We start from the raw sequence: 15,486 nt of genomic DNA, 5'->3' as shown, positions 1-15,486 counted from the left end.
AGTAACTGTAAATGAATAATTGCAAGGAATTTCACCTGGCGATTATCACATAACTCTATATTGAGGTATGAAGGAGGATATATTGATGGATAGCGTTAAATTTGCAGTATTTACTGATTTACATTATGATCATATCCATGATGGTTATGAAAGACTTGAAAACTTCATTACCAATGTAAAAAGTTTAGATATGGATTTTGTTATTCAACTTGGGGATTTTTGTATGCCTAAAGAAGAAAATCGATTTTTACTTGATATCCTTGATAGTATAGGGAAGCCTTATTATCATACCATTGGAAATCATGATTCTGATTCATTCCCAAGAGAAGAAGTTATGAAGTTTTTAAAAATGGACAATAGTTACTATTCATTTAAAATGGATAAGATTAAGTTCATTGTATTAGATACATGTTTTATAAAAACTGATAATGGATATATACCCTATTGTAAGAGAAACTATGATAAGTCAAAGGACATATATCCAATTCTTCCAGATTATGAATTTAATTGGCTGGCAGAGCAGTTCAATGATGATAGTGAGTATTACATTATTTTTTCACACCATAGTTTTGAAAATAAATTTGCTAAAAGAGGAGTATATAACAAGGGTGAAGTTAGAGATTTGATAAACAGAGTAAATGATACAGGAAAAAAGGTGCTTTTATCCGTAAATGGTCATGACCATGGAGATTCTCTTGAAAAAATAGGACAAACATATTACTTTGGTCTTAATGCTATGTCATATATATGGGTTGGGCCTGAATATGAGCATTTCTCTTACTCAAAGGAAATACATGAAGATTACCCCTTTATAAAAGACTTAGTATTATATAATGAGGGGCTATATGCCATTGTTACAATTAACAAAGATGGGGGCATACATATACAAGGTATCAATGGAAACTACCAAAATGTCATCCCAAAAGACTTGGGCATTGGTGATAGGTGGAATGGTCGTTCTATACTACCAAGAGTATCTTCATTAAAGGATATATAGTACTTTTATGATTCCCTAAACTACCGTATTATTCAAAATTGAATTTTACGGTAGTTTTTTTATTTCTCAATTTGATATATTATTGAATTTGCAGATAATGCAAATCAATTAGTAAAATATGATCTTTATAAATTGAATAATGCTGTATTAGAAATCTTTCATATAACATAAATATACAGCCACTTTTATTTTGAAAAATATTTTTAAAATTATAATAAAAATATTTGACAAATATGAAAAAGATACATATACTGAATATATAAACATATGAACATGTGTGCATACATTCTAATGAGGTGATATATAAATGAATAACGAAAATGAAACAATTAGTACCTGTAATTGTAATACTATCCATGAAGATGTGATTAAGAGAGTAAAGGAAACTATTCCAGATGAAGAAGATTTATATGAATTAGCAGATTTATTTAAGGTTTTTGGAGATAGTACAAGAATAAAAATTATTTGTGCATTATTCCAAGCAGAAATGTGTGTTTGTGATATTGCGGCACTACTTGGAATGAACCAATCAGCAATATCCCATCAGTTGAGAGTTCTTAAACAGACTAGGTTGGTAAAGAATAGAAAAGAAGGTAAGGTTGTATACTATTCCTTGGATGATGATCATGTTAAGGGGATATTTGATCAAGGATTAGAACATTTATATGAGAAATAAGGAATTTAGGGGGCATGGGAATGAGTAATAAAGTTTTAAAACCTGACGTTAAAGAAGATAAGTCATTACAAATAAAATCTCAATCAAATAATAAATCAAATACTATTATGGAATTGAGAACAACGACAAAGAAAAACCCTGGAAAAGTAAGAAAGCAATTCATTTTGGAAGGGTTAGACTGCGCACATTGTGCATCAAAAATAGAGACAAAACTAAATAGTATTGATGGAATTGCCAATGCATCAGTAAATTTTATCACTAAAACTTTAACTATGGAGTTAGAAGAAATAAGTAGAGTTAATGAATTAGTTGCTTCATCTATAGAGTCAATAAACAAAATAGAATCACATGTAAAAGTCAAAGAAAAGTCTGTAGGAAAGTCAAACAAATTAGTGATAATTCTTGAAGGGTTATGCTGTGCAAATTGTGCATCAAAAATTGAAAAAGAATCTCAAAATATTACTAATGTTAGTAGTGCTGTAGTTGATTTTGTAGCTCAAAAACTTATTCTAGAAGTGGAAAACAATAGCGATAAAGATAACATTGTTGAATTGGTTAAACAAATTGTTAAAACGATTGAACCTGATGTAAAAGTATATGTTGAAGAAGGAAATCAGAACAGAAAGCAAAGATCCCATGCTCATAATCATGATCATGAGCATGAAAATAGCAAAAAGGAATTTGTAAGACTTGGAGTTGGCGCAGCAATTTTTGCCATTGCTACAGCTTTTAAATTTAATTTTTATGTTGAGTTATCATTGTTTTTAGTTAGTTATCTCCTTGTTGGTGGAGAAGTTGTGTTAAGAGCATTGAAAAATATTAGAGGAGGTCAAATTTTTGATGAAAACTTCCTTATGAGTATAGCTACTATAGGAGCTTTTGCTATTGGTGAGTTCCCAGAAGGTGTAGCAGTTATGCTATTCTATCAATTAGGTGAAATATTCCAAGGTATGGCTGTAAATCGCTCAAGAAAATCCATAGCAGAATTAATGGATATAAGACCAGATTTTGCGAACTTAAAAATTGGTAGTGATATTAAAAAGGTATCACCAGAAGAGGTTAATATAGGTGACATTATAGTTGTAAGACCTGGGGAAAAGGTTCCTCTAGATGGTAAAGTAATTGAAGGAATTTCTATGGTAGATACTTCTGCACTTACTGGTGAATCAGTTCCTAGAGAGGTAGAAATAGGAGATGCTGTACTAGGCGGAGTTATTAATAAAAATGGACTATTAACTATAGAAGTAGAAAAAGAATTTGGAGATTCTACTATTGCTAAGATACTTGATTTAGTTCAAAATGCAAGTAGTAAAAAAGCTCCCACAGAAAACTTTATAACAAAATTTGCAAGATATTATACACCTGCTGTGGTTTTCTCTGCATTAGCATTAGCTATATTACCACCACTATTTATAAGTGGAGCTACCTTCTCAGAGTGGATATATAGAGCATTAGCCTTTTTAGTAGTATCTTGCCCATGTGCTTTAGTTGTATCTATTCCTCTTGGTTTCTTTGGTGGTATAGGTGGAGCTTCAAAAAATGGAATACTTGTTAAAGGTGGAAACTATCTTGAGGCATTAAATAATGTAGAAGTTGTAGTATTTGATAAAACTGGAACATTAACTAAGGGTGTATTTAAGGTGACAGAAATACAACCTCAAGGCAATGTATCAAGGGACGAACTTATCACTTATGCAGCCTTTGCTGAGAGCTTTTCTAATCATCCAATAGCAACTTCTATTGTTAAAGCATATAGTAAGGAAATAGATAATGAATCAATTGAAAATTATGAAGAGATTTCAGGACATGGTATAAAAGCTACTGTTTTAGGTAAAGAAGTTTTAGCAGGTAATTACAAGTTAATGAGTAAAGAAAATATATCCTATGCACAAGTTGAAACAATAGGTACTGTAGTGCATGTTGCTGTTAATAAAGAGTATGCAGGATATATAGTTATCTCAGATGAAGTGAAAGAAGATTCAGCTAAGGCAATTAAAGCTTTAAAAGAAATTGGTGTTAGAAAAACTGTTATGCTTACAGGAGATAATAAAGTTGTTGGAACTAAAGTTGCCAAGCAATTAGGGTTAGATGAAGTATATTCAGAGTTATTACCAGATCAAAAGGTTGAAAAAGTAGAAGCATTAGATAAAGAAAAATCCTCTAAAGGCAAGTTAATATTTGTTGGTGATGGAATAAATGATGCTCCAGTTTTAGCAAGAGCAGATATTGGGATAGCTATGGGTGGTGTCGGTTCAGATGCAGCAATAGAAGCTGCTGACGTTGTAATAATGACTGATGAACCTTCAAAGATTGCATCTGCAATAAAAATAGCTAAGAAAACAAGAGCAATAGTTATGCAAAATATTGTCTTTGCTTTAGGTATTAAAGCAATAATATTAGTACTTGTAGCTCTTGGATTAGGAACTATGTGGGAGGCTGTATTTGGTGATGTAGGTGTAACACTAATTGCAGTATTAAACTCTATGAGAGCAATGAAAACAGCGCAATAAATTAATTCTTAGATCTCAATATTCTTAAATAGCGTAACAAATATTTAATTAAATAACGTATGTAAAATACCGTATTATTCAATATGAATATGCGGTATTTTTGTTTTGTAATTCAAATATATTATGCAATTTGTAGAAAATGCGAACTAGACAATAAATTATGTTCTTTGAGAATTGAATAATACAGTGTTAAGAAGTAAGATATTTGATTTTTGTTACAAAAATAACCATATAAGGCAGCGTAAATATGATATAATAATATAATTACCATTAATTAAGTTAAATTAGTAAAAAATTGCGTATCGTCTTAATAAATAATATAATTGACTTAATATAAATAGGGAGTGTGATATCATGAATATTAATCTCATGGATAGAAAAATGCTTAAAATACTCTGTGCAAAGTCTGTAAGTATGAGTTTGGGCGACAATTTGCACAGAGATAGATTTTAGTCGCTTTTCATAAATAAATTCATACATATACAGGCTTTGTTTCCTTAATTAAATAATAAATTTAAGGAAGTGAGCTTTATGAAATATGTAAGAATTGATAGAATATTACCAGATGATTTAGTTAAAGAAATTCAAAAGTATATTCAAGGTGAATATATATATGTCCCTTCCCCTCCTGAAAAGAGAAAAAGATGGGGTGAAAAATCTAAAAGCCGAGATTATATAAAAGCTAGAAATGCAAAGATATTAAACCAATATATAGGTGGGCAATCAATTAGCAATCTTGCTGAAGAATTCTTCCTTTCACATAGTAGTATTAAGAAAATTGTATATAAAAAAGATAACTAGTAAAAAGCTACCACTCTTGTAATGTGTGGTAGCTTTTGTATAAAAGATGATATAGAAACGATTATTATCTTTCATAAAAAATATAGAAGCTTTAAAATGATATTGAACATAAAATTCATTTTAAAAATGAATTTTTAATTATTCTCGTATATATTAGAACAAAAGGAGAGAGTCAAAATGAATAAAAAAATATCATTAATTCATTCTACAAATTTAGCTCCAGTAGATTATGCTTATGCTGGACGTATACCTTCAGGAATGGACTTATTATTTTTGGCGGGTGCATGTCCCATTAATAGAGATGGAGAAGTACCTAATTTGAGTGATTATGAGCTTCAGGCAAAACTTTGTGTAGAGAATTTGAAGGAAGCACTGAAGGACTGTAGGGCCACTTTGGAAGACGTTGTATATACCAGAGTTCTTGTAGCATCTCAAAATCAGTCAGATTTGGTAACTGCATGGGAAAAAATAATAAAAGAGTTTGGTGATCATGATGTTCCAAGCACCTTATTTGGAGTTACAGTATTAGGATATACAAATCAATTGGTAGAAATTGAAGCAGTAGCAGCAGTAGAAAATAATTCAAAATGATTGAAGTGATAGAGGTGAACTAATTTACACCATTCTTATTTAACGTAACAACTGAAAAGACGAGCGATTCATTAAAACACTGTATTATTCAAATTTGAATTTTACAGTGTTTTTTACGTCGCATTTGAAATAAATAATATGATAACCAAGAGACATACCAACCGTGAGTTCTTATATAATTGTTCTTTTATAATATATTAATATATGTTGTAAAATATGTTACAATATAGGATATAAAATCAAATATAAGTATCTATTGTACAAAAATATGAACTTATTTTATAGTGATTGGAGTTAAAAATGGAAATTTTGATTATTGGAACATTAATAATCTTATAATACATAAGGCTAAAATTGATTAAAATAAAGGAGGAATATAGATGTTTGAGTTCAAAGATTTTGATTACTTAACTGATGGCGAGATTGATTTAAAAATTGTTGAAAAAACTCCAGCTAATGAGGAAAAAGGTTATGTACCTGCATATAAATATAGAATTACGCTACATGATTCAGATGATAGTATAGGTGCTATTGATATACGAATTGGGTATAATGAAAATTTATATTATGGTGGTCATATTGGTTATAGAGTTGAAGAAAACTATAGGGGAAATAATTATGCTTCAAAGGCTTGTAAAATTATCAAATATGTAGCCATTGCACATGGAATGAATAGACTTATAATAACTTGCAATCCAGAGAACTACCCATCTCGAAAAACCTGCGAAAAAGCAGGACTTAAACTTAAAGAGATAGTAGATTTGCCACCATATAATGAACTGTATCTAGAGGGAGAACGACAAGAGTGCATATATGAATGGATTTTAAAATAGTTATTTATTATGCTTTTATACAGAAACGGTAATTATATTTGATTCTTAAGCATCTCTTTAATGAGGTGCTTTTTATATATAAACAAACACTTTATTGTAATTATGTTACAATAAGTTTGTAGTGTTAAAACTACAAATTAACCGTTTTAAGACAATATATAACAATTTGCAAAGGAGGAGGGGATATTTTGAATTATGTTTTTATTCCTATGAATAAAGAATATGCAAATGAGATTGCATATAATTGGAAATATAATGGAGTATATTCATTCTATGACATGATAGCTGACGAAGAAGATTTAAAAGAATTTCTTAATGAAGCTAATTGGGAAGGACATTATTTCGCAGTTTTTAATGATGAATGTGAGTTAATTGCTTATTACTCATACTACTTTGAATGTGGTATTCTGTGGATAGGGTTTGGTCTAAAGCCTGAATTAACTGGAAGAGGGATCGGGGCTGAATTTGTAGTTGCTGGTATTAACTTTGGGATAAAAGAATTTGAGTATAAGAAAGATTATATTATGTTGGCAGTTGCCTCATTTAATAAGCGAGCAATAAAAGTATATGAGAACATAGGCTTCCAGTTTGTAGAGAAATATATGCAAAAAACAAATGGTGGAGAGTTTGAGTTTATTAAGATGAAAAAAATAATATAAATAACGTGGAAGAAAAGATTTGAAGTTATATTGTAACCTATTGAGAACTAGTGACCTTTTAAATTCGTATATATTTTATATTTATTTATGGTATAAGTTTAAATATTAGATATATGAAAGGGGTCAAATCAATGAAAAAAATTATTATAGGAATTTTAGCTCTATGCATTATTGGAGCTATAGCCGTAGCTATATATGTATCACATACAAAGACAAATATTTCTATTTATAAGGAGACTACTAACCCAATACAGAATGATAATAATCAGTACACTGAAGAAGAGGTTAAACGGGTTAAATTGTATGTTGCAGTTATGAGTGCAGCCTTTCAAATAGAGAATGGAGGAAACGGCTTCATTGCTGTACAAAAAGACACATTAGACGGACTTATAGAAGAAAAGGCAAAGGAAGATGTTAAAGATGATAAATCACTTTTTGAATTTGATGACAATGGCATGATGTCAAGAACTTTAAATGGAACAATGCTTTCAATTAAAGTAGCGCAATTTAAGAATAATAAAGCTGTGGTTGAATCTACTTCCTGGTTTGGCAACTTAGGAGCAGTTTTCCCAAAATATAAAGCGGTCTATAAAAATGGTCAATGGGAATTAGAAGTTATAAGTATGGCTATATCATAACAATATTAATGAATAATTTTAATAGATACTGAATTAAAGCATCTCTTAAAGGAGGTGCTTTTTAATATATAGTCATACATATTATTGTAATTATGTTATAATAAGTTTACAATTGTATAACTTATATTTTAGGATGGTGTATTTAGAGTGAAAAATTTGAAACTTGTTTGTTTTGACTTGGATGATACTCTCATTAGAGAAATTCATTCCGTTATGTTGCCATGCATTTTAAATGGGAAAGAAAAAGAGCACTCTCTCATTCAAGAACAGGAAGAAAAAGGACTGCTTGACTATATATCAGCAGATTACCTTAGATCAGAATTGCTTTTAGGTCTTGAAGAACGTAAAATCGCTCAATCTTTTTTAGAGATTGCAAAACCTTTAAAAAATATCAAGAGTGTAGTTGAAGCATTACATGAACAAAATATTAAATGTATTGTTATTACTGTCGGTCCAAAGCAAGTAGCCAAAGTTGTATGTGATATTTGGGGATTTGATTATTATTATGGTAGTGATTATGAAGTAGTTGAAGGAGTATTTACTGGAAAAATCCTTAATTATATTGGGGCGGAACAAAAAATTGAGTGTTTACAAGATTTTTGTAGTAACAATAGTATTAAACCCGAAGAATGCATTGCTGTAGGTGATGGTTCAACAGATATTCCAATTTTTCAATACTGTGGAGGCTCTATCGCAATAAACAGCTCACCGAAAGTTAAAGAGAGTGCGATGTATGTAGTTGATACAGACGATTTAACGGACATTCTTAAGAGAATAGAGCTGGCAGATAGCTTTTATCACTAACATAGTTCTAATATAACAAACTAAATATTGTAATTATGTTACAATAAGTTTGTATAACTATATTTATAAATGAAAATTGTAAATTAGTACGAACATTATTCAATTAAATAAGAGCGATATACATTGAATAAACCCTAATATATATTGAAAATTTTAAGGTGGTAAAAGAATGAGGATGTTTCAAACATGTTTTTTATAATTGGAATCATATTCTGGTTAATAATAGGACTTATAATAGCATTAAATTCTAATTGGCTTTTAGGCATTAAAAAAAATGCAACGAAAGAAAAACATAGATATAATTATTTAGAAAGTTTTTCTAAAAGAAAAAGATGGGATATAAGTAAGGTTAGTCCATGGAAAGTTATTTGGTTTATAATCGTTATGGGCATAACAATTTACTTTCTTAAACCGAACTTTCTTGATATTCCTCAATTAATAACTGGAAAACTAAATTATGTCACTGGGAAAGTAGTAGAAATAAAACATTATAGCAAAGACCCAACAGACTATGTTTATCTGTCTACAGGAGAAGAGGTTGAATTTTTCTTTTCATCTGGTGTAAGTAAATATGATTTTTATAAAATAGGATATCTAACCCATACCCATAAAGCAATTTATTGTGAGAAAATCGTTTTGGGCAGTAATAATGAAAAGGCAGGAAAAGTTATAGGGTTTCCTTTTAAAGATATCTTGTTGTTCCTTGCTATACTAGGTGCAATATTCTTTTTAGCTTTTATTTCACAATTTATTAAATTGAAAGTATTCATACCAACAAATATAATTGCCATTCCGACATTTGCTTATTATTTTACAAAATATGGAATACAAAATGGTATTTGGTTTTCGTTTAAAAATGAAGGCATATTTGGTTTAATTATAGGAATTATATTTTCATTAATGATATTTTTTATATATTTACTTGAAAAACGACAGTCCGATGATTTCTATAAAACTTATTTTTGTGCTCAATTATTTTCGATTTGTGAAATAGGATTACTTATATGTGTAGTGTTTAATTTGGACTAAAATAAACTAATACTAAAAGAATATTTTTAAACTATATATCAGATAACTATTTCACAGTATTGCTCGGTTTTCAAATGACAAGTTAAAATCTAATTACTTCATATTTTTCTTATCTTGTCTATAAGTCAATTGATATATTAAAATAAAAAAAATTATACTTTTACCTAATTTAGAACACATCTAGGTATATACATAACTATTTACATAGGTAAAAATGTATATAGAGAACTATTTAACTATAAATATATAAACATAGTTAACTATAAAAATATTTAACTATTAAACTAGTTGTTGTCGCCATGTTGGTTTCAGAGGTTTTCATATTTTGAAAGTGGGATTTAATATACCTAAAAATGAAAAATATAAAATGTTGGAGATTAATCTATGTTACATCTTGAAAAGGTTAAAATTGAAGATGCTCATAATATCATAGAGGTTAGAAGACTTGCTTATACAGATGAAGACATTAGATTCGGTGAAAGTAAAGGAGAATATTTGACAAACAGAGGGTAGCATTTATTATGAAAAGGGTGTAAAACACTAATTTCTATTTGATAAAAAATGCCAATAGTTAGCTATTGCTCATTTGACAGCCCAAGTAGTATTTAGTTTTGGTAGAGGTTCAATTTTAATTAGATAATATTTTTTATGAAGCATTTTTTTATTTTTGAATTAAAAAGTTAGAAAGAAGATATAAAATTATATAAAAAATAAGACCTAGAACTAATTCTAGGCCTTATTTTTCTTAGCATAGTTTCTCTGATTGAGTTTAATATTCTTTACAGTGTTTGTTTGCATGAGGTAACTGTAACTTCTAATGTTCTTGTAAGGAATGGGCACTTTTCTTTCATCATCTTAAAGTTATCTCCATCTTTTAGGAATTTGGCAGTTCCTTCAAGTAAAAATCCAGTTCCCATATATTTGTAACCCATTACTTCTTTACTACCAAGAGTCAATTTAACTTTAGGGTTAGCATTAATATTTTCTTCTGTTTTAATCATAGCTGCTGCAGGAATTAAGATTTTATTTTCTTCTACAACAATTAAATAACTGTTCCATGTATTAGCGACATGAGCTGTATTATTTGCACAAGTAACAATAGAAACTACTCCTTTATGATTTAGTACCTCAAAAAATTTATCTGTAAACATTTCACATTCCTTCTTTCTTATAAATTATGGATAAGAATTATCGTGGACAATAGTTGTCTTTAATAAGAATATAATTTTTTTCCCTTTTGTCAATGGAGATATTTTGTAAGAGAGTATATATTTAATGGAACATGATTATCTTGAAGAAGAATAAATAATAGGATATTATTAATAAAAGACTATATATATCAAAGGAGTATGAAAAATGAAATTTTCAGTAGGAGTAGAATATGCAATACATTGTTTATTATATATGGTAAATTTAGAAGAAGGTAAATCTGTGGGAATAAAGGATTTGGCGGCATTTCAAGGTATCTCAGAAACTTACTTATCAAAAGTATATGCAAAATTAAGTAAGTCAGGAATTGTAAAATCTATACCAGGTGTAAAAGGTGGTTATGCACTAGCTCGTAGTGCAGGAGAAATAACATTTTGGGATGTTGTTGAAGCAGTAGAAGGAACTGAATCATTTTTTCAATGTGCAGAAATTAGACAAAAAAATATATTATTAGATAAAGAGAATTTGCCAGATACACATACCAAATGTCCTTGTTTAATAAAAGTTGTAATGTTAGAAGCAGAAGATGAAATGAAAAAATATTTAAATAATAAGACATTGGCATGGCTATATGATGAGGTGTATAATAAAAAGCTTCCAAAAGATGTGGAAAAAGCAACAATTGAATGGTTTAGTAATAAAAGAAAATAAAATAAGGTGAACTACACCTTAATGAAGTTCCATATTTTAGATTTTTTTCATTATATTTTAGGAAATCTATAATTTAAATTAACTTCATTTATTTACTTTTAGCCAAATAGGCGTGGTCTTATTTATATGTATTTGTTATAATATTCCACAAATAAAAATTCTAGGGGGACCTTCGTATGAATACAGCAACATTTCTAGAAATATTAACAGTAGCAGAAAAACTAAAATGCAATACTAGGCACTCATGGACATCGAGCGGACGCCATGAAAGTGTAGCAGAACATAGCTGGCGTACTGCATTAATGGCATTATTAATGCGTGATGAATTTCCAGAGATTGATATGAACAAGGTAATTCGTATGTGTTTGATTCATGATTTAGGTGAAGCCTTTACTGGTGATATTCCTACATTTGAGAAGAAAGAAGAAGATAGTGAAAAAGAGGATGAGATGTTTTTCAAATGGATCGCAACCTTCCATACTCCTTATCGTGAGGAATTCACAGAACTTTTAAAGGAAATGAATGAACTTGAGACTGATGAAGCAAAGCTTTATAAAGCTTTAGACAATTTAGAAGCAGTCATTCAGCATAACGAGGCGGATATTAGTACTTGGATTCCGCTAGAATATGACTTGCAACTTACTTATGGTGCGGATAAGGTGGAATTCTCTCCTTATTTAAGAGAGCTGAAGAAAGAAATTGACCAAAGAACGAAAGAAAAAATAGCTCATAAGAATGAAGCTTAGTTTTTTAGAATAAATAACAGTGACTTATAGGGTGAATTTTTATTCACCCTATAAAATTATCATTGAACTTTTTATATATTGAGTTATAATTAGGTAAAGTTGTAATTTACCTAAAAATATAATTTTAAAAGGAGTAGTTGTTGTGAGAAAGCTTTTGTTAATAGGTGAAAGAATTTATTTGGAAACGCTTACAACCAAAGTTAATGCAAAGACCCTTCAAGAAAACATAAATGATTTTGAACAGACAAAATATATGCATGAAGTTCCATACCCATATACTTTAGAAGATGCTGAAAGCTATATAAAGTACTTAAATTCTATAAAAGATGATTCTTGCATAGAACTGGGTATTTTCAATAGAAATACAGATGACTTTATAGGAGTTGTTTCCTTAAGTAATATTAATTATCAATATGAAAATGGAGAAATTGGATATTGGATAAGAAAAAAATTTTGGAATAAGGGTTATACCAAAGAAGCAGCACAAATGCTTATTAGGTATGCATTTCAGGAACTAAAGTTAGCTAGGATATATGCAACTTTACAAAAGGAGAATACAGGCTCTTTAGCTTTATTAACCAGTTTAGGATTTCAAGTAGAAGGATTAATGAGAAAAAGTGTTAAAAATAAGGGGAAACTAGTTGATAGATATATGTGTTCACTACTTAGAGAAGAATATGATGATACCCATGAAAATGCACAGAAAATCATAGTATAGGTCTTAAATTGGTGGATTTAAATAGCTATGTTGATACAGTTTTTAAATGTATTTACATAATATATTAAAAATGGTATAATAAAAAAAACGCCAAGAGGAGGAAGTAAGTTATGAAACCAGCTATTTGCTAATATTAATTTTAATTTAATAATTAATATATTTTATAATGAGTTTTAATTTACCTAATTATATTTAGGTTTTATTATTGTGCTCTTTATGGAATAAGGCATTTAGAAGGTAACTTACTTTATTGAAATTGATACTATAATTTATAATATTTCAAAAAGCTTTAACTATTGGAGAAAAAGCTTTGAAGAGTTATATAATGGGATATATAGCATAATAATATGTTTTTAACCTATATCTTATTTAAGTAAATTATAATAGTATTAGAGTATTTCTGACTGTAAGAAGAAACCATCTTCTTACAGTTTTTTATTTTTAAATAATAAAAAGTTATAATAATTAAGGTGTTTTTGTGCCTATCCATGAAATGCATAATTAGAATTATTGATGGAAGAAGGAATTTTTATGTTCGAATTAACATTAAATGGTGTAAAAAAATATATGGATGCAACTCTTGTTCTTAAAAATATATCCTTTCAGATTTTTTCAGGAGAAAAAGTTGGTATAGTAGGGGTTAATGGAAGTGGAAAGAGTACTGTTCTTAAGTTAATAGCAGGAGTGTTACCAATGAATTATTGTATTGGGTATCCGGGAGCTACAAGTCCAGGATATGATGAAGGTTTCATTTGTAAGCCTAGAGAAGCTACTTGTGCATACCTTGAGCAAATTCCTAAGTATGAAGATGGCATAAAGGTTATTGATGTTCTAAAATTAGCTTTTGAAGAAGTTTATAGCATAGAGAATAAAATGCGTGAATTAGAAGATAGAATGAAGTTTTTAGAAGATAATAATTTAGAAAAAGCTCTGAAGCAGTATAGCCAATTAGTTGAATTATATGAAGTTAAAGATGGATACAATACAGAAGAAAAATTAAGTAGGATTTGTACTGGGTTAAAATTAGATGAAAGCTTTTTAAATAAAGAATTTAATTTATTAAGTGGTGGCGAAAAAACTACGGTTGTCCTTGGCAAACTGCTCATAGATAACCCAGATATATTACTACTAGATGAGCCTACAAATCATCTGGATATGGAGTCAACTGAATGGCTTGAAGCTTATCTTAAAAGCTACAATGGTATTGTAATTATTGTATCTCATGATAGATACTTTTTAGATAATGTGGTAACAAAGATTATAGAAATAGAGGATATGGAAAGTAAGACTTATAAAGGAAATTATTCTGATTTTTCAAAGCAAAAAGAAGAGAATATCCTTGAACAATTTCACCAATATAAGGAGCAGCAAAAGGAGATTAAGAATGTACAGAACGCTATAAAGGAGTTAAGGGATTGGGCAGCTAGGGTAGATAATAATAAATTCTTTAAACGAGCTGCTAGTCTACAAAAAAAGCTTGATAAAATGAAAAGTAGTGATACTGAAAGTGATAAATTTTATCGAACCAGGGGTCAATATGTAAGAACTGAAAAACCAAAGTTTGAAAGAAAGAATATGAAGCTTAACTTTAAAGATGGTGAACGATCTGGTAATGAGACAATTAAGGCTAAAGGGATTTCTAAATCTTTTGATGATAAGGTTATTTTAAGAGATGTAGATTTATTGATTCATTTCGGTGAAAGAGCAGCATTAATAGGCCCAAACGGTAGTGGTAAAACTACTTTCTTGAAAATGCTTTTAGATGAAGAAAAGCCAGATTCTGGTGTAGTGGAATTAGGTGCTAATGTAATGGCTGCATATTTACCACAGAAAATCACCTTTAAAAATGAGGAGTTTACTGTACTAGAGTGCTTTAGAGAAGATATTTCAATACTTGAAGGTCAAGCACGTGAATATCTATCAAAATTCATGTTTTATGGGAATAGTGTATTTAAAAAAGTAAAGCATTTATCTGGGGGAGAGAGAATAAGACTAAAACTAGGTAAGCTATTATATGAAGACGTGAATTTATTGATATTGGATGAGCCTACTAATCATCTTGATATTGACTCCATAGAAAACTTTGAAGAAGCTCTAGAAGATTTTAAAGGAACTATATTTTTCATATCCCACGATAGATATTTTATTAATAAAATAAGTGAAAGAGTAATTGCCATTGAAGACAATGGTTTTAAAAGCTATCCTGGAAATTATGATTATTATAAAAATGTAAAAGAGCAGCTTAAGCTACAAGAGATTAAAGAGCCCGTGGTAAAAGCTGAAAAAGTTAAGAAACCTAAAAAGGTTGATGAGGATAAACAGAAGGAAGTGGAAAAGGCTAGGGTTGAAAGAATCATTGAAGGCCTTGAAAATGAAATAAAGGATATTGATGTAACCATGACTGATGACAAGTTGGATTATGAAGAGCTTAATAAGTTATACTGCAAAAAAGAAGAGTTAAGTAGTAAGCGTGATGAAGCTATGGAATTGTGGGTAAGTCTAAATTAATAACTATAGGTAACTGTAATTAGATTAGTTAAAAGTTGTAGAAATCGTTATCCAGGGACGTAACTTCTCTTTACTCCCATTTTGAAGAANNCTGATAGTCATCGGATAAAAACAAA

The 15,486-nt window shown here is 29.3% G+C and carries 16 protein-coding genes; 15 read left to right on the top strand and 1 reads right to left on the bottom strand.

The genetic code is table 11. The features are described from left to right. Positions 1-85 precede the first annotated feature (85 nt). The 11 genes from B2P65_RS13715 (at position 86) to B2P65_RS13665 (ending at position 10,051) form a co-directional block, all read left to right on the top strand. Positions 86-997, top strand: a complete 912-nt coding sequence (locus tag B2P65_RS13715) for a metallophosphoesterase (protein WP_346880318.1) — start codon at positions 86-88, stop codon at positions 995-997. Positions 998-1,304: 307 nt separating this feature from the next. Beyond that, on the top strand, positions 1,305-1,673 hold the full coding sequence (locus tag B2P65_RS13710) for a metalloregulator ArsR/SmtB family transcription factor (RefSeq protein WP_346880317.1): 369 nt from the start codon (positions 1,305-1,307) through the stop codon (positions 1,671-1,673). 107 nt (positions 1,674-1,780) lie between these two features. Further along, complete coding sequence (locus B2P65_RS13705; protein ID WP_346880368.1) at positions 1,781-4,183, top strand: heavy metal translocating P-type ATPase; 2,403 nt, start codon at positions 1,781-1,783, stop codon at positions 4,181-4,183. Between the two features lie 531 nt (positions 4,184-4,714). Then, a complete protein-coding gene (locus B2P65_RS13700) occupies positions 4,715-4,984 on the top strand; it encodes a CD3324 family protein (protein ID WP_346876724.1) in 270 nt (89 codons plus the stop codon). A gap of 177 nt (positions 4,985-5,161) precedes the next feature. Beyond that, positions 5,162-5,575, top strand: a complete 414-nt coding sequence (locus B2P65_RS13695; protein WP_346880316.1) for a RidA family protein — start codon at positions 5,162-5,164, stop codon at positions 5,573-5,575. A gap of 380 nt (positions 5,576-5,955) precedes the next feature. Beyond that, complete coding sequence (locus B2P65_RS13690) at positions 5,956-6,408, top strand: GNAT family N-acetyltransferase (RefSeq protein WP_346880315.1); 453 nt, start codon at positions 5,956-5,958, stop codon at positions 6,406-6,408. 188 nt (positions 6,409-6,596) lie between these two features. Further along, entirely contained in the window at positions 6,597-7,067 is a 471-nt protein-coding gene (locus B2P65_RS13685) for a GNAT family N-acetyltransferase (RefSeq protein WP_346880314.1), read from the top strand. 131 nt (positions 7,068-7,198) lie between these two features. Continuing rightward, on the top strand, positions 7,199-7,705 hold the full coding sequence (locus B2P65_RS13680; protein WP_346880313.1) for a hypothetical protein: 507 nt from the start codon (positions 7,199-7,201) through the stop codon (positions 7,703-7,705). 147 nt (positions 7,706-7,852) lie between these two features. Then, positions 7,853-8,509, top strand: a complete 657-nt coding sequence (locus tag B2P65_RS13675) for an HAD family phosphatase (RefSeq protein WP_346846887.1) — start codon at positions 7,853-7,855, stop codon at positions 8,507-8,509. A gap of 186 nt (positions 8,510-8,695) precedes the next feature. Beyond that, a complete protein-coding gene (locus tag B2P65_RS13670) occupies positions 8,696-9,538 on the top strand; it encodes a hypothetical protein (protein WP_346880312.1) in 843 nt (280 codons plus the stop codon). Positions 9,539-9,922: 384 nt separating this feature from the next. Then, the gene (locus B2P65_RS13665) at positions 9,923-10,051 is read left to right on the top strand and encodes a hypothetical protein (RefSeq protein WP_346876719.1); all 129 of its coding nucleotides are present in this window, start codon (positions 9,923-9,925) and stop codon (positions 10,049-10,051) included. 266 nt (positions 10,052-10,317) lie between these two features. Here B2P65_RS13665 and B2P65_RS13660 read toward each other — a convergent pair whose 3' ends face one another. Beyond that, positions 10,318-10,689, bottom strand: coding sequence for a pyridoxamine 5'-phosphate oxidase family protein (locus B2P65_RS13660; protein ID WP_346880311.1), 372 nt, complete (start codon positions 10,687-10,689; stop codon positions 10,318-10,320). A 205-nt stretch (positions 10,690-10,894) separates the two neighbouring features. Here B2P65_RS13660 and B2P65_RS13655 point away from each other — a divergent pair, with 205 nt between their 5' ends. The 4 genes from B2P65_RS13655 to abc-f all read left to right on the top strand — a co-directional run bounded on the left by B2P65_RS13655 (position 10,895) and on the right by abc-f (position 15,370). Further along, positions 10,895-11,398, top strand: a complete 504-nt coding sequence (locus B2P65_RS13655) for an Rrf2 family transcriptional regulator (RefSeq protein WP_346871548.1) — start codon at positions 10,895-10,897, stop codon at positions 11,396-11,398. Between the two features lie 176 nt (positions 11,399-11,574). Then, positions 11,575-12,144 (top strand): HD domain-containing protein, encoded by a 570-nt coding sequence (locus B2P65_RS13650; protein WP_346878847.1) that lies wholly within the window; start codon positions 11,575-11,577, stop codon positions 12,142-12,144. A 142-nt stretch (positions 12,145-12,286) separates the two neighbouring features. Then, positions 12,287-12,862, top strand: a complete 576-nt coding sequence (locus tag B2P65_RS13645) for a GNAT family N-acetyltransferase (RefSeq protein WP_346876715.1) — start codon at positions 12,287-12,289, stop codon at positions 12,860-12,862. A gap of 531 nt (positions 12,863-13,393) precedes the next feature. After that, positions 13,394-15,370: a ribosomal protection-like ABC-F family protein gene (gene abc-f, locus B2P65_RS13640; RefSeq protein WP_346880310.1), complete on the top strand. Its 1,977-nt coding sequence runs from the start codon at positions 13,394-13,396 to the stop codon at positions 15,368-15,370. Positions 15,371-15,486 lie beyond the last annotated feature (116 nt).

The sequence above is a fragment of the Clostridium sp. UBA3061 genome, assembly GCF_002367465.1.
GTDB lineage: Bacteria > Bacillota > Clostridia > Clostridiales > Clostridiaceae > Clostridium_J > Clostridium_J sulfidigenes.
Note: the sequence above shows the minus strand (reverse complement) of the source record. Positions and strands in the feature narration are given on the sequence as shown.